A 23,344-nucleotide genomic window follows, 5' to 3' on the forward strand; every position below is an offset into this window, starting at 1 on the left:
CCTCAGGAGGACCGCACGGCCGCCGTGGAGCCGCGCACCACGAGCTCCGGCAGGAAGACGAACTCGGTGTGCGGGGCGGGCTCGCCGTCGACCTCTTCGAGCAGGGCCCGCACCGCGGCCTGGCCCATCGACTGCACCGGCTGCCGGATGGTGGTCAGCGGCGGGTCGGTGAAGGCGATCAGCTGGGAGTCGTCGAAGCCCACCACCGAGACGTCGTCCGGTACGTCGAGTCCGCGGCGCCGCACCGCACGCACCGCGCCGAGCGCCATCATGTCGCTCGCGCACACCACCGCCGTACAACCCTGGTCGAGCAGGACGCCCGCGGCGGCCTGGCCGCCCTCGAGGGTGAACAGCGAGTGCTGGACGAGCTGTTCGGAGTCCTTCGGGCCGATTCCGAGGGTGCTCTGCAGGCTCTGCCGGAAGCCCTCCACCTTGCGCAAGACCGGCACGAATCTTGCAGGCCCGACCGCAAGACCGATCCGGGTGTGGCCGAGAGCGGCCAGATGCTTCACGGCCAGCTCCATCGCGGCCCGGTCGTCGGGCGAGACGAAGGGCGCCTTCACCTTCGACGAGAAGCCGTTGATCATCACATGCGGTACGCCGAGGCCGCGCAGCCGGTCGTAGCGGCGGGTGTCGGCGGTGGTGTCGGCGTGCAGGCCGGAGACGAAGATGATTCCGCAGACGCCGCGCTCCACCAGCATCTCGGTGAGCTCGTCCTCGGTGGATCCGCCGGGGGTCTGGGTGGCGAGCACCGGGGTGTAGCCCTGCCGGGTCAGGGCCTGGCCGATGACCTGGGCCAGGGCGGGGAAGATCGGATTGTCCAGCTCCGGCGTGATGAGTCCGACGAGGCCCGCGCTGCGGCGGCGCAGCTTGACCGGGCGTTCGTAGCCGAGCACGTCGAGTGCGGCAAGGACGGATTCGCGGGTGGCCGCGGCCACACCGGGCTTGCCGTTGAGCACGCGGCTGACTGTGGCTTCGCTGACCCCCGCCTGCGCTGCGATGTCGGCGAGCCGCGCGGTCACAGCACGGGACCCTACCGGCCGTGCGCCGTCTTGCCCACCACGTCGCACCCCTCGACGCCCGCCGTCGTACACCTCGCCACCCGCCCCGGCACGGCCGCCGTGCGCAATCCGCGTACCCGACTCGTCCGATCCGCCCGGATTTCGGCCGGACGAACCGGCCCGCAGACCTTGCAGAAAATTCCCGCAAGGTCTTTCCGTCGTCTTTCATCCTTGTTACGTTCCTGCGGAACCCGGCACCGCGAGGCAGCGGTCGGTGGCAGGCGCCGTCGTGCGCCCCCGAGTCGTCCCGGGCATCTCTGAAGGAGTTCACCATGCGGCGTGGCATAGCGGTCACCGCGCTCGTCTCGGCCCTCGCACTGACGGCCACGGCGTGCGGCGGGGACGGCGATTCGGGCGAGGGCGGCTCGGGAGGCTCCGGCGAGCTCTCCGGCACCGTCACCTTCTGGGACACCTCGAACGACGCCGAGAAGGGCACGTACAAGAAGCTCGCGGAGGGCTTCGAGAAGCAGCACCCGAAGGTCGACGTCAAGGTGGTGAGCGTTCCCTTCGGCGAGGCCAACGCCAAGTTCAAGAACGCGGCCGGCGGCAACTCCGGCGCCCCCGACGTGATGCGCACCGAGGTCGCCTGGGTCGCCGACTTCGCCAACCTCGGCTACCTGGCGCCGCTCGACGACACCGCCGCCCTGGACAACGCGGGCGACTATCTGCCGCAAGCCCTTGCGAGCACCAAGTTCAAGGACAAGACCTACGCCGTCCCGCAGACCATCGATTCCCTCGCGCTCTTCTACAACAAGAAGATGCTGAAGGCCGCGAAGGTCGACGTCCCCGAGACCTTCGCCGATGTACAGAAGGCCGGCAAGGACATCAAGGACAAGACCGGCAAGACCGGGCTCTATCTGCGCGGCGACGACCCGTACTACTACCTGCCCTACCTGTACGGCGAGGGCGGCGACATGCTCGACACCAAGGCCAAGAAGGTCACGGTGGACGACAAGCCCGGCGTCGACGCCTTCAAGGTGATGAAGGAGATGCTCGACTCCAAGGCCGCGATCACCGACGCCTCCGACGGCTACAACAACCAGCTGAACGCCTTCAAGGACGGCGACGTCGCGATGGCGCTCGACGGCCCCTGGTCGATCGAAGGCGCCCTGGCCGGAAGCGAGTTCAAGAACGACAAGGACAACCTCGGCGTCGCCGCGGTCCCCGCGGGCTCCCAGCGCCAGGCCTCCCCGCAGGGCGGCTGGAACCTCTCGGTGTACGCGGGCTCGAAGAACCTCGACGCGTCCTACGAGTTCGTGAAGTACATGAGCTCCGCGAAGGTGCAGCAGCAGACCACCGAGGAGCTGAGCCTGCTCCCCACCCGCAAGTCGGTGTACGAGGTGCCCGCCGTCAAGGACAACATGATGGTCCAGTTCTTCCGGCCCGCCGTGGAGAAGGCCATCGAGCGCCCCTGGATCCCCGAGGCCAACGCCCTCTTCGAGCCGATCCGGCTGCAGATGGAGAAGGTGCTCGCCGGCAAGGCCACTCCCGAGAAGGCCGCCGAAGGCGTCGGTGACGCGTACCGCAAGCTCCTGAAGGACTACAAGTAACAGCCCTCGCAGGCGAGTTGCCGGTTAGTGGAGCACACCCAGAACAGGAGGGCCGACCGCCTCATGGCTGTCGACACAGGCCGAGCGGCGGCGCAGGCCGCGGGCGCACCGGGCGCCCGCGGCCGGGGCCGCACTCCCGGCAAGACCCCCGGGCGGCTGCGCAGATCGCTGTCCACCCACTGGTACGCCTGGTCCATGGTCGCCCCCGTGGTGGTCGTGATCGGCGTCATCANACGCCTGGTCCATGGTCGCCCCCGTGGTGGTCGTGATCGGCGTCATCATCGGATACCCGCTGGTCCGCGGCATGTACTTGTCGACGACGAACGCGGACGAGGCGAACGTCGAGCGCACCATCGGGGTCAACCACATCCCGGCGACGTACGAATCGGTCGGCCTCGACAACTACACGGCGATCCTCGAGGACGGCGTCTTCTGGGACCGGCTCTCCTGGACGCTGATCTGGACCGTGTCCTGTGTCGCGCTGTCCTTCGCCATCGGCCTGACGCTCGCGAACATGCTCAACCGCAAGCTGGCCGGGCGCTCGCTCTACCGGACGGCGCTGATCCTGCCGTGGGCGGTGCCGGCCTTCGTCTCCGTCTTCACCTGGCGCCTCCTCTTCAACGAGAAGAACGGCCTGTTCAACCAGCTGCTCGCGGGCGGCGGCATCGACGCGATCCCGTGGCTCAACGACCCGACCTGGGCGAAGATCTCGGTCATCGCGGTCAATGTCTGGCTGGGTGTGCCCTTCATGCTGGTCGCGATGCTGGGCGGGCTGCAGTCCATCCCGTCCGAGCTGTACGAGGCGGCCGAGATGGACGGGGCGAGCCCCTGGCAGCGGTTCCGCAACATCACGCTGCCCGGCCTTCGTTCGGTCAGCTCGACCGTGGTGCTGCTCAGCTCCATCTGGACGTTCAACATGTTCCCGGTGATCTTCCTGCTCACCCGTGGCGGGCCCGGTGACTCCACGGAGATCCTGGTGACGTACGCGTACCGGCTCTCCTTCGTCGTCAGCCCCCGCGACTTCGCCTCCTCGGCGGCCTGGGGCGTGCTCATCCTGGCGCTGCTCTCGGTCTTCGCGATCGTCTACCGCCGGGCACTGCGCAAGCAGGGAGAGGTGTGGTGACCGGGATGACCACGCAATCGACCGCGCCGACCGGCACCAGGCGCCCCCGCGCCCGCGGCGAGCGCTCGCCGCTGGCCTCCTTCGGTCTGCACGCGACGCTGCTGATCGCCTCCGTGGTGGCGGTGTTCCCGCCGCTGTGGCTGCTGATCACCTCGTTCAAGCCGAAGACCGAGGCCTTCGACACCGGCCTGGTCAAGGACTTCACCTTCCGCAACTACCAACACGTCCTGACCGAGACCGAGTTCCCCAGCTGGCTGGCCAACTCGCTGCTCGTGGTGGGCCTGACGACCGTCATCGGCGTGTTCATCTCGGCCACCACCGGCTACGCGGTGAGCCGCTTCCGCTTCCCCGGGATGCGGCCGCTTATGTGGCTGCTCCTGATCACCCAGATGTTCCCGGTCGCGGTCCTGATCGTGCCGCTGTACAACCTGCTCGCCTCGCTTGGGCTGCTCAATCAGCCCGTCGGCCTTGTAGTCACGTATCTCACCATTGCGGTGCCGTTCTGTGCCTGGATGATGAAGGGGTACTTCGACACGGTGCCGGTGGAGATCGACGAGGCCGGGCGGGTGGACGGGCTGAACCCCTTCGGGGTGTTCTGGCGGCTGATCATCCCGCTCGCCAAGCCCGGGCTCGCCGTCACCGGCTTCTACAGCTTCATCACCGGCTGGGCCGAAGTGGCCTACGCCTCCGCCTTCATGACCGGCGAGGAGAACCTCACCCTGGCCGGCGGCCTGCAGACCTTTGTCAACCAATACACCAGCGACTGGGGCTCGTTGACGGCCTCGGCCGTGATCGTCGCGGTCCCCGCGGCCCTGATCTTCGGCTTCGCGCAGCGCCACCTCGTATCCGGCCTGGCGGCCGGGGCGACGAAGGGATGACATGACTGAGCACAACTCCCCGGCCGCCGCCGGCACTTCGACGGCCGGCTGGTGGCGCGACGCGGTGATCTACCAGGTCTATCCGCGCAGCTTCGCCGACGGCAACGGCGACGGCATGGGCGACCTCGACGGGATCCGCAGCCGGCTGCCGTACCTGAAGGACCTGGGCGTGGACGCCGTCTGGCTGAGTCCGTTCTACGCATCGCCGCAGGCGGACGCGGGCTACGACGTGGCCGACTACCGGGCCATCGACCCGATGTTCGGCACCATGCCGTCCGCCGACGCGCTGATCCGCGACGCCCACGAGCTGGGGCTCCGCATCATCGTCGACGTGGTCCCGAACCATTCCTCCGACCAGCACGACTGGTTCCAGCGCGCCCTCAAGGAGGGGCCGGGCTCGGCCCTGCGGGAGCGCTACCACTTCCGTCCCGGCCGCGGCGCGAACGGTGAACTGCCGCCGAACGACTGGGAGTCGGTGTTCGGCGGCGCCGCCTGGACCCGTACCCGCAATCCGGACGGCACGCCCGGCGACTGGTATCTGCACCTCTTCGCGCCCGAGCAGCCGGACTTCAACTGGGAACACCCGGCGGTGGCCGACGAGTTCCGCTCGATCCTGCGCTTCTGGCTGGACAAGGGCATCGACGGCTTCCGTGTCGATGTGGCCCACGGTCTCGTCAAGGCCGCAGGGCTGCCCGACATCGGCGGCTCCGACCAGGTGAAGCTGCTCGGCAATTCGGTGATGCCGTTCTTCGACCAGGACGGTGTGCACGCGATCTACCGCAGCTGGCGCAAGGTGCTCGACGAGTACCCGGGCGCACGCATCGCGGTCGCCGAGGCCTGGACCCCGACGGTCGAGCGCTCGGCCCTGTACGTACGGCCCGATGAACTGCACCAGGCCTTCAACTTCCAGTATCTGGCGACCCATTGGGACGCGGCGGACCTGCAGGCGGTGATCGACGCCTCGCTCGACGCGATGCGTCCGGTCGGCGCCCCGGCCACCTGGGTGCTGTCCAACCACGACGTGACCCGGCACGCCACCCGTTTCGCGAGCGCCCCGGCCGGCACCCAGATCCGCGAGCCCGGCGACCGCGAGCTCGGTCTGCGCCGGGCGCGGGCCGCGAGCCTGCTGATGCTGGCGCTGCCGGGCTCCGCATACCTGTACCAGGGCGAGGAGTTGGGGCTTCCCGATGTCACCGATCTGCCGGACGAGGCGCGGCAGGACCCGTCGTTCTTCCGGGCAGCCGGACAGGACGGATTCCGCGACGGCTGCCGGGTGCCGATCCCGTGGACGAAGGCCGGCCGCAGCCACGGCTTCGGCGACGGGGGCAGCTGGCTGCCGCAGCCGTCGGGCTGGGGCGAGCTGAGCGTCGAGGCGCAGACCGGCGACCCCGGCTCCACCCTCGAGCTGTACCGGGAGGCACTGCGCATCCGGCGCACGCAGCCGGACCTGGGCGCGGGCGACCGCGTCGAGTGGCTGCCGGCGCCCGATGGCGCCCTGGCCTTCCGGCGCGGCGCCTTCGCCTGCACGGTGAACGCCACCGCCGAGCCGGTCCGGTTTCCGGTCAACGGCCGGGTCCTGCTCGCCAGTTCACCCGTCACCGTCGAGGGCGACGAGGCCGTGCTCGCACCGGACAGCACGGTGTGGTGGACGGTGTGACCGTGCATCCGGTGCGGGGCGCCACTCTCGAGGGCGCCCCGCGCGACCCCGACGGCGGTGCCCCGCGGCTCGCGGACATCGCCGCACAGGCCTCGGTCAGCGAGGCCACGGTCAGCCGGGTCCTGAACGGCAAGGCGGGCGTCGCGCACGTCACCCGGCACCGGGTGCTCGCCGCACTCGACCTGCTCGGCTACGAGCGTCCGGTACGGCTGCGGCGGCGCAGCGCGGGCCTGATCGGCCTGGTGATCCCCGAGCTGACGAACCCGATCTTCCCGGCGTTCGCACAGGCCGTCGAGCAGGTCCTGGTGCGGCACGGCTACACCCCGGTGCTGTGCACCCAGGTGCCGGGCGGCGCCACCGAGGACGAGCTCGTCGAGCAGCTGGAGGAGCACGGCGTCACAGGCATCGTGTTCCTGTCCGGTCTGCACGCCGACACCAGCGCCGATCCGGCCCGGTACGCCGGCCTCACCGCGCGCGGCGTCCCGTACGTCCTGGTCAACGGCTTCAACGAGCGGATCGACGCACACTTCGTCTCCCCCGACGACCAGTCCGCGGCGCGGATGGCGGTACGTCATCTCGCGGAGCTCGGACACCGCAGGATCGGCCTCGCGGTGGGTCCGACCCGCTTCGTGCCGTCCCGTCGCAAGACGGAGGGCTTCACCGAGGCGGTACGTGAACTCGCCGCCCCTGGCGAGGAGTTGGGGGAACCACTGGTCCAGCGGACGCTGTTCACCGTCGAGGGCGGACAGGCTGCCGGCACGGCCCTGCTCGACCAGGGCTGTACGGGGATCGTCTGCGGCAGCGACCTGATGGCGCTCGGCGTGGTGCGGGCCGCACGCGCCCGCGGGCTCGAAGTCCCGCGGGACGTCTCGGTGGTCGGCTTCGACGACTCCCCTCTTGCCGCCTTCACCGACCCACCCCTGACGACGGTCCGCCAGCCGGTCTCGGCGATGGCCTCGGCGGCGGTCGACGCCCTCCTGGAGGAAATCCGCGGAAACCCGGTCCAGCGCACGGAGTTCGTCTTCCAGCCGGAACTGGTCGTACGGGGGTCGACCGGTCAGCTGCGTCCCGTGGATGCGTGAACTAGTCCGTGTTCAACGCCTGTTGGAGGCGGAACGGTGGTCTGCTGGTGCCGTCGATGCGGTAGCGGTTCCAGGGGTCGGGGTCGGAGAGGTCGCCGCGGGCCTCGCCCTCGGGGGTGTACAGGACGGCCGGGGTTCGCTTGCCGGCCAGGAGTTCGGAGAGTTCGGGGTGGGCGGCGAGGCGGCCGTACCAGTGGTAGCGGCCGTCGATCGGCTGGAAGTGGCCGCGCAGCACGGCCTCGACGGTGAACTCCGCCGTCGAGTCGCCGGCCGCTCGGACCACGAGTGTGGCGGGTCCGGTGTAGCCCTCGTCGTGCGGCTCCGAAGGGGCCGGGACGGGTGGTGTCGGCAGCTGGGACATGGGGGGATCAGCGCTCCTCGTCGGGGGTCCGGCGTCCGGCCGAGGTCAGGAACTCCTCGGTGCTGACGGGCAGTTCGGGATCGAGTTCGATGCCCTGGCGGCGCAGGGCGCCGTCCACGACGTCCCAGACGGCGCGGGTCAGGAAGTCCACGCTCGCGCCGCGGCCGGTGGCGCGCGTCTCCAGCCACCATTCGGCGCTCTGCTGCACCATGCCGACGACGGCCTGCGCGAGCGGTGCGGCGTCCCGGGTGTCGGCGCCGAAGGCGTGCAGATACTCGTCGAAGAGCTGGGTCAGGGTCGCCGCCGCCAGCGTCCTGCCCTGCCGCAGCCCGCTGCCCTCGCGGCCGGGACCGGTCGGCAGGGTGCGGCTGACCAGCCTGTAGAGATCCGGATGGTCGTCGAGTACCGAGAAGAAGGCGTCGACGGCGCCGCGGATCAGGGCGTTCGGGGAGGCAGCGGCCGGGGCGAGTGCCGGGGCGAGGCGCCCGGCGAAGATCGCGGTGGCCCGTTCGTGCAGGGCGGCGAGCAGATCGGCCTTGTCCGTGAACTGCCGGTACAGGACCGGCTTGCTGACGCCCGCCTCCGCCGCGACCTGGTCGACCCGCAGCTCGGGTCCGGTGCGGGCGAGCGAGCGCAGCGCGGCGTCCACGAACTCGGCGCGGCGTGCGGCGCGATGGGACCGCCAGCGCTCGCGGCGCCCGTCCACCACCGATCGGCGCCCGCCGTCTCCGCCGCTCTTGACTGCCACGCGAGGCAGGTTACATGCTACTTCCGGTAACCGTAACCCCGGGTAACACCCAGGCCCGGTGAGCGAGGAGTGAACCATGGCCCGTGCAGTGTCCTCCGTACCCAAGGCGGGCGACCGCGAGAAGACCGCCGCGCGGCTGCTCGCCTCCTCGGCCAGGAGGTTCTACGACCCCGAGGTCGACATCGACTGGGACGCCCCGCTCGCCGAGGGCAAGCACTATCTGCTCCCGCACCGCTGCTCGCTCTACGGCACCGAGCTGTGGGACCGGATGTCCGAGGACCAGCGGATCGAACTCGGCCGGCACGAGATGGCGAACATCGCCGGGGTCGGCCTCTGGTTCGAGATCCTGCTGATGCAGCTGCTCCTGAAGGCCGCCTACAACGGCGATGCCACCAGCCGGCACATCCAGTACGCCCTCACCGAGGTCGCCGACGAGTGCCGGCACGTGACCATGTTCGGCCGCCTCGTCGAGCGGCTCGGCTGCCCGCCGTACGGCCCGCGGCCGTATCTGCACCGCATGGCCAAACTGCTCCCGACCCTCGCGTACGGGCCCGCGATGTACGGCTCGATCCTGGTCGCCGAAGAGGTGCTCGACCGCCTCCAGCGGGAGATGGCGAACGACGACACGGTGCAGCCGCTGCTCCGGATGGTGAACCGCATCCATGTCACCGAGGAGGCCCGGCACGTCACCTTCGCCCGCGAGGAGGTCGTCCGCGGAATGCCGAGGCTCGGCCGCGCCGAACTCCACTACCAGCAGTACCTGATCGCCCTGGTCTCCTTCTACGTCGCCCGCAGCCTGATCCACCCGCGCGCCTACGCCGCCGTCGGCCTCGACCCCGAGGAGGCGTACGGCACGGCGCACCGCAACCCGCACTACCAGCAGACGCTGCGCTTCGGCGGCGAGCGCATCATGCCCTTCCTCGACGACGTCGGCCTGATCGGCGGTCCGGGCATGCGGCTGTGGCGCCGCGCGCACCTCCTCGAGTGAGCGGCCCCGGCCCGCGTGGGGGTGCCGGGCCGGGGCCGGAGGGGTGGCCGTATCGGTGTCAGGCCGGCCTCAGGGGTACGACACCACCGTCGAGGGGATCGTGTCGGTGCCCGAGGTCGGGTCGCCGGTGTCGTTGATGACGTGCGCGTACTGCCCCTTGCCGCCGAGCGAGACGACCAGCACATGGTGGAACTTGATGCCGGGACCGGTCGGTGTGGCGAAGCCGTGGTCCTGGATGATGCTGTCGTCGGCGGTGTAGTTGCAGTAGCTGCCCACGCCCCAGGCCTCGTGCTCGGTCACCGAGTCGGCCACCTTGTAGGCGGCGAAACCGCGGACGTCGCCGTCCTGGATGGCCTCCTGGTTCGGGGCGTCGTAGGCCTTCTCGTTCTGCAGGAAGATCGTGCGGCCGCGCTCGCCGTTCCACAGCACGTCGTACTTGTTGAAGTGCTCGACGAACAGGCCGGTGGCGAGCACGTCGTCGCCGTTGACGACGACGCCGTAGTCGGCGCGGTTGGTCTCCCAGCCGACCCCTTCGCCGTGGTCGGCGCGCCACACCCAGGTGTGGTCGATGACGGTGTGCCGGCTGTTGACCACCATGCTGGTGGTGGCCTTGCCGGGGCCCGCACCTCCGATGCGGATGAAGACGTCCTGCAGCGTGATCGGGTCGGCCGCGTGGTCCGCGGACGCGCCCTCGGGGCCGACCTCGATGAGCGTCTCGGAGTTGTCGGTGCCGGCGTCGATGAGGACACCCGCCAGCTGCACGCCGTCCACATCGGCGATCTTGACGGCGGTCGCGCCGCCGTCGGGGATCAGCGTGGGGTAGCCGATGCCGAGCGCTATGGTGCCGGCCCGGTTGATCTCGATGGGCGCGTCGAGGTGGTGGATGCCGGGCGTGAAGAGGAGGTTGAGGCCCTCCTCGAGCGCGGCGTTGATCGTAGCCGCGGTGGCACCCTCCTTGACGATGTGGAACTCGCTCAGCGGCAGGGACTCGCCCTGCGGCGTACCGCTGCCCCAGGACGGGCCGCGTGCGTCGGTGCGCAGCGACGGCACGAACACCTTGTAGTCCTCGCCGTCCAGATACAGGAACGGCTTCTCACGGGAGACCGGTGTCGTCTCGAGCGTGGTGTACGGCGGGTCGGGGAAGCCGGTCCCGGGGGCGCCCTCGACGCCCGAGAAGACCATGTTCCAGACGCCGTTGAGCCAGCCGCCGACCGAGCTCTCGCGGGTGTACCACTGCTGCTGCGAGTACGGACCGACCTCGCCGTCGATACGGCTGTCGGCGATGTAGCCGCCGCTGGCCCAGCCGTAGCCGTCCGGCGCCAGGTTGAGATTGCCCTTGACGTGCATACGGCGGAACGGGGCGGCCTGCGAGACGGCGAAGCGGTTGGTGCCGTTGACGGGGTTGAGCGCGAGGTTCTCCGCCGAACGCCAGAAGTTCTGGGTGGCGTTGCCGTCGAACCAGCCCGCGTCCACGGTCACATCACCGTTGATGAGGGTGTCGTCGGGGGTGAGGCCGAGGCCCATGATCGAGGTGTAGAAGCCGAGTTGGGCGTTGAGTCCGCTGTAAGTGCCGGGCTTGAAGAGCAGGGCGTAGCGGCCGCTGCCGAACTGCGCCTCCTCCTGCTCGGCGAAGATCTCGTCCAGCTTGGCCTGGATGCCGGGCGTGTCCGGGTCGAAGACGATGACGTTCGGCCCGAGGTCGGGGTCGTCGGCCTTGGCGCCGGCCGCCTTCGGGGCCGCCGCGGGACTCGGCGCCGCACCGGCCGAGCCGGTCCCCGAGAGCAGGACGGCTGCGGGTACCGCGGCGGCGGCCGCGGCGAGGATTCTGCGGCGCGAGGGGTCCGGGCCGGTGGGGGATGGGTTGACGGACATACGGGAAGCCTCCGGGGCTCGTTGGGATGGATCTGCAGGGGGGACCAGGAGTCGGAGAGCGCTCTCAGGACACGGCGGGTCCCTGGCGGGCGAATCGTCAACTCGGTTGCTGCCACGCCGGGTTGGGCGTCCCGGTACCGGGACGCTGCCTAAGCCACGCGGCGGGACTGCCACCCGTGCTCCCGGATGATGTCCGCGTAGCGGTGCCCACTGCCCTTGATGGTGCGGACCTGGGTGTCGTAGTCGACGTGCACCAGGCCGAAGCGCTTGTCGTAGCCGTACGCCCACTCGAAGTTGTCGAGCAGGGACCAGGCGTAGTAGCCGGCGAGCGGCGCGCCCTGGCGGACGGCCCGCGCGCAGGCCGCGAGGTGTTCCTCCAGATACGCCTGGCGCTCGGGGTCGTCCACGGTGCCGTCGGGGCGGACGACGTCCGGGTAGGCGGAGCCGTTCTCGGTGACGTACAGCTTGCGGGCTCCGTACTCGCGGGTGAGGCGGAGCAGCAGCTGCTCGATGCCGCCGGCGTCGATCTCCCAGTCCATGCCGGTACGGGGGACTCCGTGGCGGCGCACCTGGCGGGCGTACGGGGCGGGGCCCGCGGGGTCGTCCGCGACGGTGACCGGGAAGTAGTAGTTGAGGCCGAGGTGGTCCAGGGGCGCGGCGATGGTGGCCGAGTCGCCTGCTTTTTCCGGGAGTTCGACACCGTAGACGTCGAGCATGTCGGCGGGGAAGCCGCGGCCGTGCACGGGGTCGAGCCACCAGCGGTTGCTGTGGCCGTCCATGCGGCGGGCGGCGGCGACGTCCTCGGGGGCGTCGCTGGCGGGGGCCACCGTGGAGAGGTTGTTGACGATGCCGACCTGCGCGGTGGGGACGGCGGCGCGGATGGCCCGGGCAGCCAGGCCATGACCGAGCAGCAGGTGGTAGGAGGCGCGGACGGCCGCGGTGAGGTCCGTGAGGCCGGGGGCCATCCGGCCTTCGAGGTGGCCGATCCAGGCGGAGCAGAGGGGCTCGTTGAGGGTGGTCCACTGGGTGACGCGGTCGCCGAGGCGTTCCGCGACGAGGGCGGCGTAGGCCCCGAAGTGCTCGGCGGTGTCCCGCTCGGGCCAGCCGCCGCGGTCCTGCAGGGCCTGCGGCAGGTCCCAGTGGTAGAGGGTGACGGAGGGGGTGATGCCCTCGGCGAGCAGCCGGTCGGTCAACCGGTCGTAGAAGTCGAGGCCCTTGGCGTTCGGCGGGCCGTCGCCGCCGGGCAGGATGCGGGGCCAGGCGAGGGAGAAGCGGTAGGCGTTGGTGCCGAGCTGCTTCATCAGGGCGACGTCCTCACGCCACCGGTGGTAGTGGTCGCAGGCCCGGTCGCCGTGGTCGTCGTTGTCGATCTTGCCGGGGGTGTGCGAGAAGGTGTCCCAGATCGAGGGGGCGCGGCCGTCCTCGGCGACGGCTCCTTCGATCTGGTACGAGGAGGTGGCGGTCCCCCAGTGGAAGTCGGGCGGGAAGGCGGCGAGGTCGATGCTGGTCAAGACGCGGTCCTTCGGTGTCCGGGGTCGGGGTGGTGCGGGCGGTGGTGCGGTCTGCGGGATCGGTGCGGTCGCCGGGGGCGCGGCACGGCGGGTCATTTGACGGCTCCCGCGGTGAGGCCCGCGACGAGATAGCGCTGGAGGAGCAGGAAGCCGGCGACGACGGGCACGCTCACCACGAGTGAGGCGGCCATGATCTGGTTCCAGTACACGTCGTTCTGCGTGGAGTAGCCCTGCAGGCCGACGGCGAGGGTGCGGGTGGTCTCGTTGGTCATCACGGAGGCGAAGAGCACCTCGCCCCACGCGGTCATGAAGGCGTAGACAGCGACGGCGACGATGCCGGGGACGGCTGCCGGCACGACGACGCGGAACAGCGCGCCGAGCGGACCGCACCCGTCGACCAGGGCCGCCTCGTCGAGATCGCGCGGTACGGAGTCGAAGTACCCGATCAGCATCCACACCGAGAACGGCAGGGAGAACGTCAAATAGGTGAGGATGAGGCCGCCGCGGGAGCCGAACAGGGCGATGCCGGTGGCGTTGCCGATGTTGACGTAGATCAGGAAGAGCGGCAGCAGGAAGAGGATGCCGGGGAACATCTGCGTGGAGAGCACGGAGACCGTGAAGACGCGTTTGCCGCGGAAGCGGTAGCGGCTCACCGCGTAGGCAGCGAAGACGGCGATGATCACCGAGCAGACGGTGGCGGCCCCGGCCACGATCAGCGAGTTCACGAAGTAGCGGGCCAGCGGGATGGTCTGCCAGATGTCGAGGTAGGGCTGCACGGTGATCTCACTGGGCAGCCAGCGGAAGCTGCTGGAGACGTCCTCCAGGGGCTTCAGGGAGCTGGACACCATGACGTAGACCGGCAGCAGCACGAAGCCGGTGAGCAGGGTCAGGAAGACCCGCCGCGACCAGAGGAAGGACCGGGGAGGTGCGGTCGGTGAGCGGTGGGTTGTCGCGGCGGTGTCACGCATCGGCTGCCCGCCTTCCTCGGGAGGTGTACAGGAGGTAGAGGCCCGTGACGAGCAGCAGGAAGAGCAGCAGGAGTACGGACATGGCGGAGCCGGTGCCGAAGTTCCAGGTGGCGAACGACGACTGGTAGATGTGCATCGAGATGAGGTTCGCGCTCTCCGGTGCCGCCTTGCCGAACATCACGAACGGCGTGTTGAAGTCGTTGAACGTCCACAGGAAGAGGACCAGGACCAGCACCTGGTTGACGGGCCGCAGCGACGGCAGCGTGATGTGCCGGATCTGCTGCGGCATGGTGGCGCCGTCCAGCCAGGAGGCCTCGTACATGTCCCGCGGGATGTTCTGCAGTCCGGCCATCACGATCAGGAAGGCGAACGGCCAGCCCTTCCACACGGACACGGTGAGCAGCGCGACGAAGCTGTTGTCGCCGATCAGCCAGAAGGACGGTGCGTCCGTGATGCCCAACTGGTCGTGCAGGACGTGGTTCACCAGGCCGTTGTCGTGCTGGAACATGAAGACCCAGGTGATGACGGCGGTGTAGACGGGCAGCGCGTACGGGACGAGGAACAGCGCCCGCAGCACGCCCCTGCCCCGGAAGGCCTCCTGCAGATAGATCGCCGCTGCCGTGCCGATCAGCCAGCACAGGCCGACCGACAGGACGGTGAAGGCACAGGTGATGAGGAAGGAGTGGAGCAGTGCCTGGCCGGCCGGCGCGTCGAAGTCGAGGGCGATGGAGTAGTTGTCCCAGCCGGCCCAGGGGGCGTTGCCCCAGTCGCGGATGAAGAACTGGGTGAGCTTCTTGAAGCTCATGAAGATGCCGATGACGATCGGCACCAGGTGCACGAGGAGTTCGAAGAACACGGCCGGCAGGAGCAGCAGATAGGGCAGTGCCGACTTGCGCAGCCGGCCGGGCCGTCGGCGCCGTGGGCGGCCCGCGGGATTCGCGGAAGCGGCCTCGGCGCCCGGACCCGGGACGCGGTCGAGGGTGGTCGTCATCCTGGCCTCGTCGCTCACTGCTTGTTCATCTGCTGCTCGGCCTTGGCGAGTTCGGCCTTCACGGCCGCGGTGCTGATGTCCTTGCCGTCCGCGGCGGAGGCGAAGAGGTTCTTCACGGCGGTGCCGACCGCGGTCTCGAACTGCGACTCGTCCGGCACCCGCGGCAGCGGAGCGGCGCTCTTGGCCAAGGTGTCGCGCAGCACCTTGAGTTCGGGCTTGTCGAAGGACTGGTCCTGCTGTGCGGCCTTCACCGGCGGGATCGAACCGTAGGCCTTGCAGAGGATCTTCTGCTCGGCGTCGCTCGTCATGAACTTCACGAACTTGGTGGCGCCGTCGAGATTGTCGGTGTTCTTGAAGACGGCCATGTTGATGCCGGCGACCATGGAGTTGGTGTTCTTGCCATGGCCGGGAGCGCCGGAAGCCACCGGCACCGGAGCCACGCCCCAGTCGCTGTCCTTCATGCCCTGGGACTCGAAGGTGGAGGCGGCGGCCTGCCAGAGCACCATGGCCGTCTTGCCCTTGGAGAAGTCACTCAGGGACTGGTTCTGCGCGTACTCCGCATTGCCCGGTGCGACGATCTTGTCCTTGGCCATGAAGTCCACGTACTGCTTGACGGCGGCCACGGCACCGGGCGAGGTGAAGTCGGGCTTGCCGTCCGCGGTGAACCAGTCGGCGCCGTGCTGCTTGGCGAGTACGAAGATCTGGTGGATGTTGTTGGACAGGTTGGCGCCCTCGGCGCCGAGGGCCCACTTGCCGCCCTTGGACAACTTCTTGCCGTCCGCGACGAGTTGGTCCCAGGTGGCGGGCGGCTCGCTGATGCCCGCCTCGCGGAACATCTTCTTGTTGTAGTAGAGCGCGTACGCCATGGAGTACAGCGGTACGGCCGCGGGGTCCTCGCCCTCGGCGCCGGCGGAGTCGAGCGCGGCCGGCACGAAGCGGTCCTTGCCGCCGATCTTGGCGAAGTTCTTCTCGTCCCAGGGCAGCAGGGCGCCGGTGGCCTGCAGCGAGGAGGACCAGGTGTTGCCGATGTTGAGGACGTCCGGCCCCTGGCCCGACGTGGTGGCGGTGAGGATCCTGTTGAGCAGGTCGGACCAGGGCACCACCTCGAGCTTGACCTTGATTCCGGTCTGCTTCTCGAACTTCTTCAGTTCGGGCGTGAGGATCTTCTTGTCCGCCGGGATGTCGGGGCCCTGGTTGCTCGCCCAGTAAGTCAGCGTCTTGGGCGAGTCGTTGGACCCTTCCCCCGTGGCGGATCCGCCACCACAGGCGGTGGCCGCGAGGGCCAGGGTCACGGTGACGGCACCGATTGCGGTGGTGCGGGTTCTGCTCATGGCTCCAGGTGTTCCTTTCCTGAGGAAGTCACCAAGGGGGCGAGGGAGCGGGCGTGCGCTGTGCTCGGTCGCTGTGCGCGGTCGTCGGCTCCAGCAGTCCCTCACCTCTTAATTTGAGGTGTGATTTAAGTGCTGTGAGAGGGTAGCGTCAAGGGGTCGCGCACAGACATCTTCGCTACACCGCAGATTCGCCACACCTCGGATTCGAGACGCCGCAGAGCGGAAGGAGCCCCATGGCCGCACGACGCAGCGGGCGCAAGGTCCAGGACCTGCGCACGGAGAACCGGGCAGCCATCCTCAGGGAGCTGTACTTCGAGGGCCCGACGAGCCGTCAGGAACTGGGCCCTGCCACGGGGTTGAGCGCCGGATCGGTCAGCACCCTGGTCGCCGACCTGGTCGCGGAGAACCTCGTCCAGGAGGCCGGGAGCATCGAGTCCGAGGGCGGCCGGCCCCGCATCCTGCTGCGTATCGTCCCCCGCTCCGGCTACCTCATCGGTGTCGACGTCGGCGAAACCCGCCTGCGTATCGAGCTGTTCGACCTCGCACTGGCCGAACTGGCCCGGGTGGAAACGCCGTTGGAACTCAAAGGCCACCCGGTCGACCTGGTGGCCGGACACATCGCGGACGGCATCGGCGAAGTCCTCGCCACCGGAGGCGTCGCAGCGGAGCAACTGCTCGGTGTCGGCATCGGCGTGCCGGGCATCGTCGCGCAGGAGGCCGACGGCGCGGTGGTGCACGGGCAGACGATCGGCTGGGACGCGGTGCCGCTGGAGGCCCTGCTGCGCCGGACCTGCCAACTCCCGTCCCATGTGGGCTTCTTCGTCGACAACGGCGCCATGACACTCGGGCAGGCGGAGATGTGGTTCGGCGCCGGGCGGGGCGCCAAGGACGCCGTCGTGGTGCTCTTCGGTTCGGGCGTCGGTGCCTGTGTGGTCGCCGGCGGTGCGCCGCGCTCGGTGGAATGGGGCCACCTCACCGTCCATGTCCAGGGCCGCCGCTGCCGGTGCGGGGCGGTGGGCTGCCTGGAGGCGTACGCGGGCGCGGAGGCGCTGCTCGAACGGTGGCAGGAGGCCGGCGGCCGGCCGCCGGGCGGGGGCGCGTCCTTGGGCGGCGCGCAGGAGGAGGTCGACCTCACCAGCATGCTGGCCGCCGCGTATCCGGCGGACGACGCGCAGCGGCCGGACGCGACCGCCGTCGCCGTGCTGGAGGAGACCGCGGAGTACCTGGGCGCGGGTCTCTCCGGCCTGATCAACCTCTTCCGGCCGGAGCGGATCCTCGTCGGCGGCTGGGCCGGACTCCAGCTCGGCGACCGCTTCCTGGACACGGTCAGGCAGCACGTCCCCAAGTACGCGCTCGCCTACCCCGCCGAGCGGGTCGACCTGCGGCTCGGGCGGCTCGGGCCGGACGCGGTCACGGTGGGCGCGGCGACGCTGCCGCTGGCGGCGTTCTTCGCGCGGGGCGGCCGGTCGGCGGCGCCGGCACGGGTCGCCGAGAGGCCGGCGTGGCAGACGACGCTGCGGCAGCGTGCGCTTCCGTAGCGACGGGGGCCGCGGTAGGGGGGGTGACGCTTGCGTCGGGTGGGGTTTGTTGACGCTGTGCGTCGGGTGGGGGTGCAGGCCTGTCGGCCTGGCGGCCTCGTCCTCAAACGCCGGACGGGCTTTGTCTTGTCCTCAAACGCCGGACGGGCTGAGTGGTGCCGGACGGGCTTTATTCGTGGTGCCGGACGGGCTCTATTTGTCGCGCCGGGTCGGCCGAGTGGGTCACGCCGACTCCCGTACCACCAACTCCGGGTCGAAGATCACCGAGGTTGGTTCGCTGCGGTCGCCGTGGATGTGCTCCTCCAGGAGGCGGGCCATCGACGCGGCCATCTCCTCCACCGGCTGGCGGACCGTGGTCAGTGGTGGGCTGCAGGTGAGGGCGACGCTCGAGTCGTCGAAGCCGACCACCGCCACGTCCTGCGGGACCCGTCGGCCGTGCCGGGCGAGGACCTGGCAGACGCCCTGCGCCATCAGGTCGTTGCCCGCGAACACCCCGTCAACCTCCGGGTGTTCGGCCAGCAGTCGCTCCATCGCGGCGACACCACTGGCCAGCGTGAAGCCGCCCTCGGCGATCGGCACGTACGGCACTCCGGCGCGCTCCATCCCGTCGCGGAACCCCCCGAGCCGCTCCTGCCCCGCCGGCACGTCGAGCGGCCCCGAGACGGTGGCCACCCTGCGCCGGCCGCGCTCGAGGAGCCGCTCGGCCGCGAGCAGGCCGCCCTGCCGGTGCGCGAGGTCGACGAAGCTGACCGGAGCGGGCACCGCAGGGCGGGCGAAGCACACCGCCGGCAGCCCCTCGGCGGCAAGGCGGGCCGGCAGCGGGTCCTCGGCGTGGGTGGACACCACCAGGGCGCCGTCCGCACTGCCCTGGCGCAGATAGTCGACCACCTGCGTACGGGCACTCTCCGACTCGGCGAACATCAACACCGGGTGCATCGAGCGCGGCCGCAGGAAGCCGACCACGCCGGAGACCACCCGTCCGAAGAACGGGTCGGCGAAGACCCGCGCGGCGAACTCACCCTGCGCGCCGTCCTGCTCGCCGCCCGCGCCCGACACCACCAGGGCGATGGTCTCCGCCCGGCGGGTCACCAGGGACCGGGCCGCCCGGTTCGGCGCGTACCCCGTGCTGTCGATCGCGCGGCGGACCACCTCCTGGATGTCCGGGTCCACATTGCGGATGCCGTTGATGACGCGGGAGACCGTGGCCCGGGAGACCCCGGCCTCGCGCGCCACGTCCTCGAGTGTCGGCGCCTGTCGGTTCATACCCCGCCCCTCGTCGCTGCCTCCGGCGACGATTATAGAGCGCTCTCCCCGTTGTGATCAGGCCTCCTGACCAGGGCGGAAGAGGACCGTCGAGGCAGGCGCGACAGGCCCCCGGGCCGCGTCAGGCCCGCTCCACCACCTCCACCCCGGCAGTCAGCGGCAGCTCCCCCGCCGACCGCCCCGCCAGCACCCGGAACACCCCGGGCTCCGTACACCACCGGCCGTCCTCGACCGACCAGTGGCGCAGCGCCCGCGCGCTCACCGCGACCTCCGCCGTGCACGTCTCCCCCGGATCCGCCCGCACCACCGCGTACCCGGCCAGCCACCGCACCGGCCGCTCGACGGCCGACCGCGGACGCGCCAGATACACCTGGACCACCTCACGCCCCCGCCTGCCACCGGAGTTGCGCACCGTGACCCGTACGGTGAAACCGTCCAGGGCGCCGGTGACCGCAGGGACTTCGATCCGCTCGTACGACCAACTCGTGTACCCCAGCCCGTGCCCGAACCAGTAGGCCGGCTCCCGGCCCGCGCGCAGCCACCCGCGGTAGCCGATGTGCAGCCCCTCCCCGTACGCGAGCACGCCCGCCTCGGGCCCGGTCCGTACGACAGGCACGTCCGCGAGCTCCGCGCCCCAGGTCGTCGGCAGCCGCCCGCCCGGTTCGGCCCGTCCGAAGAGCACATCGGCCAGACCGGCGCCGGCCTCCTGCCCGGGGAACCAGCACAGCAGCACCGCGCCCGCCGCCGCGCGCCACGGCAGCTCCACCGGCCCACCGGAGTTGACCACCACCACGGTCCGCGGGTTGGCCGCGGCCACGGCCGCGACCAGCTCGTCCTGCCGGCCGGGCAGTGCCAGGCCGGTACGGTCGCGGCCCTCGGACTCGCCGCCCGGTACCGTCCCGACGACCACCACCGCCGCGTCCGCCGCCCGCGCCGCACGCACCGCCTCGCGCAGGGCCGCCGCCTCGGGCGGTACGGGCCCGTCGGCGGTCACCACCGTGGCGCGGCCGGTGTCCGGCACCAGCTCCCGGCGCGCCACCACCCGCACGGCGCGGCCGGGCGCCAGCCGGATGCGCCCCTCCTGGCGGGGCGGATCGACATGGACGACGGCCGGATCGTCCGTACGCCGCGGGAAGTCCCCCTCGACCAGCGTCCGCCCGTCGACGCTCAGCCGCATGGGCCCGAACCCGCCCATCCCGAAGGTCCATTCGCCCCCTGTCGCGGGCCGCAGCAGCGCCTCGATCTCCACGGTGTGCGCCCCGGGCACCAGGGTGGGTTCGAGGAGCCGCCCGGTGAACCGGTGTTCCGCGTACAGCTCATCGCCGTCCCGGTCGAGCATGCGCAGCAGGACCCCGGGAGCGCCGGTGCGCGGATCGGTGCACCGGCCGGCGTCCAGCGGACGCGCCTGCTCGCCGGGCGTGGGGCCCTCCGCGTACACGACGCGGGCCCGGCCGCGCAGTCGCGCCCGGATGCCGTCGAGCGGGGTGACCTCGCGCTGCGGGAAGACGCCCGCGCTGCCGCTCCCCTGCAGCCGCGGTCGCGCGGCATGCGCACCGATCACGGCCACGCTGCCGAGCGCCGCCGGATCGAGCGGCAGCACGCCCCGGTTGGACAGCAGCACGGAGCCCGCCGCCACCGCCTCCCGCAGCAGTCCGCGCGTGCCCGGCGCAACGGTCGGCGGGCCCGCCGCGGGCGCCCGGTCCAATGCCCCGACCCACTCCGCGAGCCGCAGCAGCCCCCGCACCTTGTCGTCCACGGCGTTCTCGGTCACCGCTCCCGACCGCAGCGCGGCCGACAGCGCCTCGCACCACACCTCCGCCGGCCCCGGCATCGCGAGGTCGAGGCCGGCGCGGGCGGTGGCGACCGTGCTGCGGACCGCGCCCCAGTCCGACACCACCACCCCGTCGAAACCCCAGTCGGTCCGCAGCGGGTCGGTCAGCAGGGGATGGGCGCTCATCGTGGTGCCGTTCACGCCGTTGTAGCCGGACATCACCACCTTCGCGCCCGCCCGTACGGCCGCCTCGAAGGGCGCCAAATACACCTCGTACAAAGCCTGTTGACCGATGCGTACATCGACGGTGAGCCGCTCCGTCTCGGAGTCGTTGGCGACGTAGTGCTTGGCGGTGGCGGCCACGCCCGTCGACTGCACCCCGCGCACCAGGGCCGCACCGGTGCGGCCGGTGAGCTCCGGATCCTCGGCGAAACACTCGAAGTGCCGCCCGGCCAGCGGCGAACGGTGCAGATTCAGCGTCGGCGCAAGCACCGCATCGACCCCCTTGCCCCTGGCTTCCCGCCCGAGCAGCCCGCCGAGCCGCTCCACCAGCCCCTCGTCCCACATCGCACCGAGCGCCGAGGCGGACGGCAGCAGCGCCGAAGTCCTGCGCTCGTCCCACGACTCGCCCCGCACCCCAGCCGGCCCGTCCGACAGGACCATCTCCCGCAGACTGACGGCCGGCTCCGCGGCGGTGCGCCAGGTGCTCGCCCCGCTCACCAGCCGCACCTTCTGCTCCAGCGTCAACTTCCCCACCAAACGGTCGAGTTCACCGTCGTCCATGCCCCGCCCCCTCCGTCCCCGCTGCCTCGCACACACCCGGTGGCCCCGTCCCGGAGGACCGGCACGGGGCCACCACCTCGGCGGGCAAGGTCAGTTGTAGACACCGAACTCGTACAGCGAGTAGCCGTATGCGGTCCCGCGCTCCGTGCCCTCGACCCGCACATAGCGACCGCTGCCGGTGACGTCGAAGTCGTCGATGCCGCCGTTCCCGTCGGTCACCTCGTGCACGGTCCGCCAGTTCTCGCCGTCGTCCGACGTCTGGATGGTGTACGCCTTCCCGTACGAGGTCTCCCAGTTGAGCTGCACGTGCTGGAAGGACTGCACGGAGCCGAGGTCGACCTGCAGCCACTGCGGATCGCTCCAGTCGCTGGCCCACCGGGTGCCGTGGTCACCGTCCACGGCCTTGTCCGCGGGACACGGGCAGTCCCCGCTGTCGGGCTGGAAGGACGAGGCGGTGGCGGGCCGCCCCTGCGCGATGTTGGTGCCGTCGACCGGCGGGGGCACGACCTTCACCGACTGACTGCGGTAGCCGACATTGCCCTGCCCGTCCGTCGCCTTGACATAGATCTCCCAGACGCCCGGCCGGTCGGGTGCCGTCACCTCGAGGCTCCCCGAGCCGTCGTCGCTCGCCTCGAGCGGCTTCAACTCCGTGCTCTCGTCGACGTACAGACTGCCGCTCAGCACCTCGTACGCGATCGGGTCACCGTCCGGATCGGAGGCCTCGGCGTCCACCGTCAGCGCGCCACCGGCCGGCACCTCGTCGGCGCCCCCGCCGACCGTCAACGCCGAGATCACCGGCGGAGTGTTGTCACCCGAGGTGTCACCGCCGTACGCCTTCTTCACCGCGTAGTACGACAGGCGCCGCTCGTCGCCCGGCAGCAGGTTGAACCAGATGCCGCCGAAGTCCGCCTCGGTGCCGTAGTGGAAGAGCGTCGCGCCGAGCGCGACACCCTCATGGCCGGCTATGCAGTCCCAAGCATCCGTGTATCCCTGCGCCTTGACCTCGTCGGACTCCGTCCCCGGCACGCCGTTCGCGTCGTCCGGCACCTCCCAGGAGCCGGACGGACCGGACTCGGTCACGATGTACGGCTTGTCGTAACCACCCTCCTCCCAGGCGGACTTGATACCGCAGGCGTCCTTGTACGCGTTGACTGCGTACAGGTCCAGATCGGGCGTGTTCTTCCGGTAGTACGGCCACGCCCCCGCCCAGGCGTCGGTGGACGTCACCGGATGGTTCGGGTCGACCGAGTGGATCTCCTCGGAGAGGTCGTTCACGAAGGCGGTGTAGGCGTCGCGCTGCTGCTCCAACTCGTCGCCCTCGTAGCAGTTCTGCAACCCGAGCACCGACTCGTTGCCCACGTCCCACATCAGGACACCGGGATGGTCCTTGTAGGTGTTCACCCAGTTGGGGAACTCCGCCATCATCTCGTCCTTGTAGGCGGTGTCGGTGAGGTAGTCGACACAGCCTCCGGAGCCGGGCCCGCCGCCGGGCTGCAGCCAGAAGCCGGCGATCACCTTGATCCCGTGCGCGGCCGCGGCGTCGAGCAGCGGCTCGCTGGTGGCGTCCGTACCCCAGGTGCGGACGGTGTTGACGCCCATCGACGCCAGATCGGGCATGTACTTCTCGGCGTCGGCCATGGCCGGGCCCCAGGTCAGGCCCTTGATCTGGTACGGCGACCCGTCGACGGTCAACTGCCAGTCGCCCTGCGAGCCGGTCACCTCCACCACACTGCCTGCGGCCTCGGCCGCGGGGACGTCCTGAGCCGCCTGATCGGCCCGTGCGGTGCCCGCGGGGAGCGCCAGCGCGCCCGCGGCCAGCAGCCCGGCGGCCGCGGGGGCCAGTCGACGGCCGCGCGCGCGGCGGCGTG

General features: G+C 70.7%; 17 protein-coding genes and 2 pseudogenes. 8 read left to right on the top strand and 11 right to left on the bottom strand.

From position 1 onward, the window contains the following. Positions 1-2: 2 nt before the first annotated feature. Entirely contained in the window at positions 3-1,022 is a 1,020-nt protein-coding gene (locus tag DY218_RS21955) for a LacI family DNA-binding transcriptional regulator (protein WP_128557837.1), read from the bottom strand. Positions 1,023-1,333: 311 nt separating this feature from the next. Here DY218_RS21955 and DY218_RS21960 point away from each other — a divergent pair, with 311 nt between their 5' ends. The 6 genes and pseudogenes from DY218_RS21960 to DY218_RS21980 all read left to right on the top strand — a co-directional run bounded on the left by DY218_RS21960 (position 1,334) and on the right by DY218_RS21980 (position 7,351). Then, complete coding sequence (locus DY218_RS21960; RefSeq protein ID WP_128557838.1) at positions 1,334-2,611, top strand: extracellular solute-binding protein; 1,278 nt, start codon at positions 1,334-1,336, stop codon at positions 2,609-2,611. Between the two features lie 63 nt (positions 2,612-2,674). After that, positions 2,675-2,843: pseudogene (locus DY218_RS35335) on the top strand (sugar ABC transporter permease); the annotation flags it as partial. A gap of 1 nt (position 2,844) precedes the next feature. Beyond that, positions 2,845-3,734 (top strand): annotated as a pseudogene (locus DY218_RS21965) (carbohydrate ABC transporter permease); the annotation flags it as partial. Positions 3,735-3,739: 5 nt separating this feature from the next. Then, positions 3,740-4,612: a sugar ABC transporter permease gene (locus DY218_RS21970; RefSeq protein WP_128557839.1), complete on the top strand. Its 873-nt coding sequence runs from the start codon at positions 3,740-3,742 to the stop codon at positions 4,610-4,612. A 1-nt stretch (position 4,613) separates the two neighbouring features. Further along, positions 4,614-6,269, top strand: a complete 1,656-nt coding sequence (locus DY218_RS21975) for a glycoside hydrolase family 13 protein (protein ID WP_128557840.1) — start codon at positions 4,614-4,616, stop codon at positions 6,267-6,269. Next, positions 6,254-7,351 carry a LacI family DNA-binding transcriptional regulator gene (locus tag DY218_RS21980; RefSeq protein WP_407703671.1) on the top strand — a complete coding sequence of 366 codons (1,098 nt, stop codon included), beginning with the start codon at positions 6,254-6,256 and terminating at the stop codon, positions 7,349-7,351. The genes DY218_RS21975 and DY218_RS21980 overlap by 16 nt, the downstream gene beginning before the upstream one ends. A 1-nt stretch (position 7,352) precedes the next feature. Here the strand turns inward: DY218_RS21980 and DY218_RS21985 are convergent, their stop codons facing one another. Beyond that, a complete protein-coding gene (locus DY218_RS21985) occupies positions 7,353-7,712 on the bottom strand; it encodes a DUF4873 domain-containing protein (protein ID WP_128557841.1) in 360 nt (119 codons plus the stop codon). A gap of 7 nt (positions 7,713-7,719) precedes the next feature. Next, a complete protein-coding gene (locus DY218_RS21990) occupies positions 7,720-8,460 on the bottom strand; it encodes a TetR/AcrR family transcriptional regulator (RefSeq protein WP_158574082.1) in 741 nt (246 codons plus the stop codon). A 76-nt stretch (positions 8,461-8,536) separates the two neighbouring features. Here DY218_RS21990 and DY218_RS21995 point away from each other — a divergent pair, with 76 nt between their 5' ends. Beyond that, positions 8,537-9,448, top strand: a complete 912-nt coding sequence (locus DY218_RS21995) for an AurF N-oxygenase family protein (protein ID WP_128557843.1) — start codon at positions 8,537-8,539, stop codon at positions 9,446-9,448. 69 nt (positions 9,449-9,517) lie between these two features. On the opposite strand, the gene DY218_RS22000 is transcribed toward DY218_RS21995, so the two are convergent. The 5 genes from DY218_RS22000 to DY218_RS22020 form a co-directional block, all read right to left on the bottom strand. Next, on the bottom strand, positions 9,518-11,320 hold the full coding sequence (locus tag DY218_RS22000; protein ID WP_128557844.1) for a coagulation factor 5/8 type domain-containing protein: 1,803 nt from the start codon (positions 11,318-11,320) through the stop codon (positions 9,518-9,520). A 149-nt stretch (positions 11,321-11,469) separates the two neighbouring features. After that, positions 11,470-12,927 (bottom strand): GH1 family beta-glucosidase, encoded by a 1,458-nt coding sequence (locus DY218_RS22005; protein WP_128557845.1) that lies wholly within the window; start codon positions 12,925-12,927, stop codon positions 11,470-11,472. Beyond that, positions 12,924-13,799, bottom strand: coding sequence for a carbohydrate ABC transporter permease (locus DY218_RS22010; RefSeq protein WP_128557846.1), 876 nt, complete (start codon positions 13,797-13,799; stop codon positions 12,924-12,926). The genes DY218_RS22005 and DY218_RS22010 overlap by 4 nt, the downstream gene beginning before the upstream one ends. Further along, positions 13,792-14,790, bottom strand: a complete 999-nt coding sequence (locus tag DY218_RS22015) for a carbohydrate ABC transporter permease (protein ID WP_128557847.1) — start codon at positions 14,788-14,790, stop codon at positions 13,792-13,794. The genes DY218_RS22010 and DY218_RS22015 overlap by 8 nt, the downstream gene beginning before the upstream one ends. Before the next feature lie 14 nt (positions 14,791-14,804). Continuing rightward, complete coding sequence (locus tag DY218_RS22020) at positions 14,805-16,121, bottom strand: ABC transporter substrate-binding protein (protein ID WP_128557848.1); 1,317 nt, start codon at positions 16,119-16,121, stop codon at positions 14,805-14,807. 233 nt (positions 16,122-16,354) lie between these two features. Here DY218_RS22020 and DY218_RS22025 point away from each other — a divergent pair, with 233 nt between their 5' ends. Beyond that, a complete protein-coding gene (locus DY218_RS22025; protein WP_128557849.1) occupies positions 16,355-17,659 on the top strand; it encodes an ROK family transcriptional regulator in 1,305 nt (434 codons plus the stop codon). 222 nt (positions 17,660-17,881) lie between these two features. Here DY218_RS22025 and DY218_RS22030 read toward each other — a convergent pair whose 3' ends face one another. The 3 genes from DY218_RS22030 to DY218_RS22040 all read right to left on the bottom strand — a co-directional run bounded on the left by DY218_RS22030 (position 17,882) and on the right by DY218_RS22040 (position 23,318). Continuing rightward, entirely contained in the window at positions 17,882-18,922 is a 1,041-nt protein-coding gene (locus DY218_RS22030; RefSeq protein WP_128557850.1) for a LacI family DNA-binding transcriptional regulator, read from the bottom strand. A 121-nt stretch (positions 18,923-19,043) separates the two neighbouring features. Beyond that, positions 19,044-21,476 carry a glycoside hydrolase family 3 C-terminal domain-containing protein gene (locus tag DY218_RS22035; RefSeq protein WP_128557851.1) on the bottom strand — a complete coding sequence of 811 codons (2,433 nt, stop codon included), beginning with the start codon at positions 21,474-21,476 and terminating at the stop codon, positions 19,044-19,046. A gap of 90 nt (positions 21,477-21,566) precedes the next feature. Continuing rightward, complete coding sequence (locus DY218_RS22040; RefSeq protein WP_233521795.1) at positions 21,567-23,318, bottom strand: discoidin domain-containing protein; 1,752 nt, start codon at positions 23,316-23,318, stop codon at positions 21,567-21,569. Positions 23,319-23,344: the final 26 nt, after the last annotated feature.

Source organism: Streptomyces triticagri (genome assembly GCF_003429565.1).
In the GTDB taxonomy this organism is placed as follows: Bacteria; Actinomycetota; Actinomycetes; order Streptomycetales; family Streptomycetaceae; genus Streptomyces; species Streptomyces triticagri.

What these genes read in the sequence shown, in the direction of transcription:
- DY218_RS21960 (WP_128557838.1), top strand. Translation starts at nt 1,334, where the DNA reads ATGCGGCGTGGCATAGCGGTCACCGCGCTCGTCTCGGCCCTCGCACTG.
- DY218_RS21970 (WP_128557839.1), top strand. Translation starts at nt 3,740, where the DNA reads ATGACCACGCAATCGACCGCGCCGACCGGCACCAGGCGCCCCCGCGCC.
- DY218_RS22020 (WP_128557848.1), bottom strand. Translation starts at nt 16,121, where the DNA reads ATGAGCAGAACCCGCACCACCGCAATCGGTGCCGTCACCGTGACCCTG.
- DY218_RS22005 (WP_128557845.1), bottom strand. Translation starts at nt 12,927, where the DNA reads ATGACCCGCCGTGCCGCGCCCCCGGCGACCGCACCGATCCCGCAGACC.
- DY218_RS21985 (WP_128557841.1), bottom strand. Translation starts at nt 7,712, where the DNA reads ATGTCCCAGCTGCCGACACCACCCGTCCCGGCCCCTTCGGAGCCGCAC.
- DY218_RS22015 (WP_128557847.1), bottom strand. Translation starts at nt 14,790, where the DNA reads ATGACGACCACCCTCGACCGCGTCCCGGGTCCGGGCGCCGAGGCCGCT.
- DY218_RS22030 (WP_128557850.1), bottom strand. Translation starts at nt 18,922, where the DNA reads ATGAACCGACAGGCGCCGACACTCGAGGACGTGGCGCGCGAGGCCGGG.
- DY218_RS21995 (WP_128557843.1), top strand. Translation starts at nt 8,537, where the DNA reads ATGGCCCGTGCAGTGTCCTCCGTACCCAAGGCGGGCGACCGCGAGAAG.
- DY218_RS22010 (WP_128557846.1), bottom strand. Translation starts at nt 13,799, where the DNA reads ATGCGTGACACCGCCGCGACAACCCACCGCTCACCGACCGCACCTCCC.
- DY218_RS21975 (WP_128557840.1), top strand. Translation starts at nt 4,614, where the DNA reads ATGACTGAGCACAACTCCCCGGCCGCCGCCGGCACTTCGACGGCCGGC.
- DY218_RS22025 (WP_128557849.1), top strand. Translation starts at nt 16,355, where the DNA reads ATGGCCGCACGACGCAGCGGGCGCAAGGTCCAGGACCTGCGCACGGAG.
- DY218_RS22000 (WP_128557844.1), bottom strand. Translation starts at nt 11,320, where the DNA reads ATGTCCGTCAACCCATCCCCCACCGGCCCGGACCCCTCGCGCCGCAGA.
- DY218_RS22035 (WP_128557851.1), bottom strand. Translation starts at nt 21,476, where the DNA reads ATGGACGACGGTGAACTCGACCGTTTGGTGGGGAAGTTGACGCTGGAG.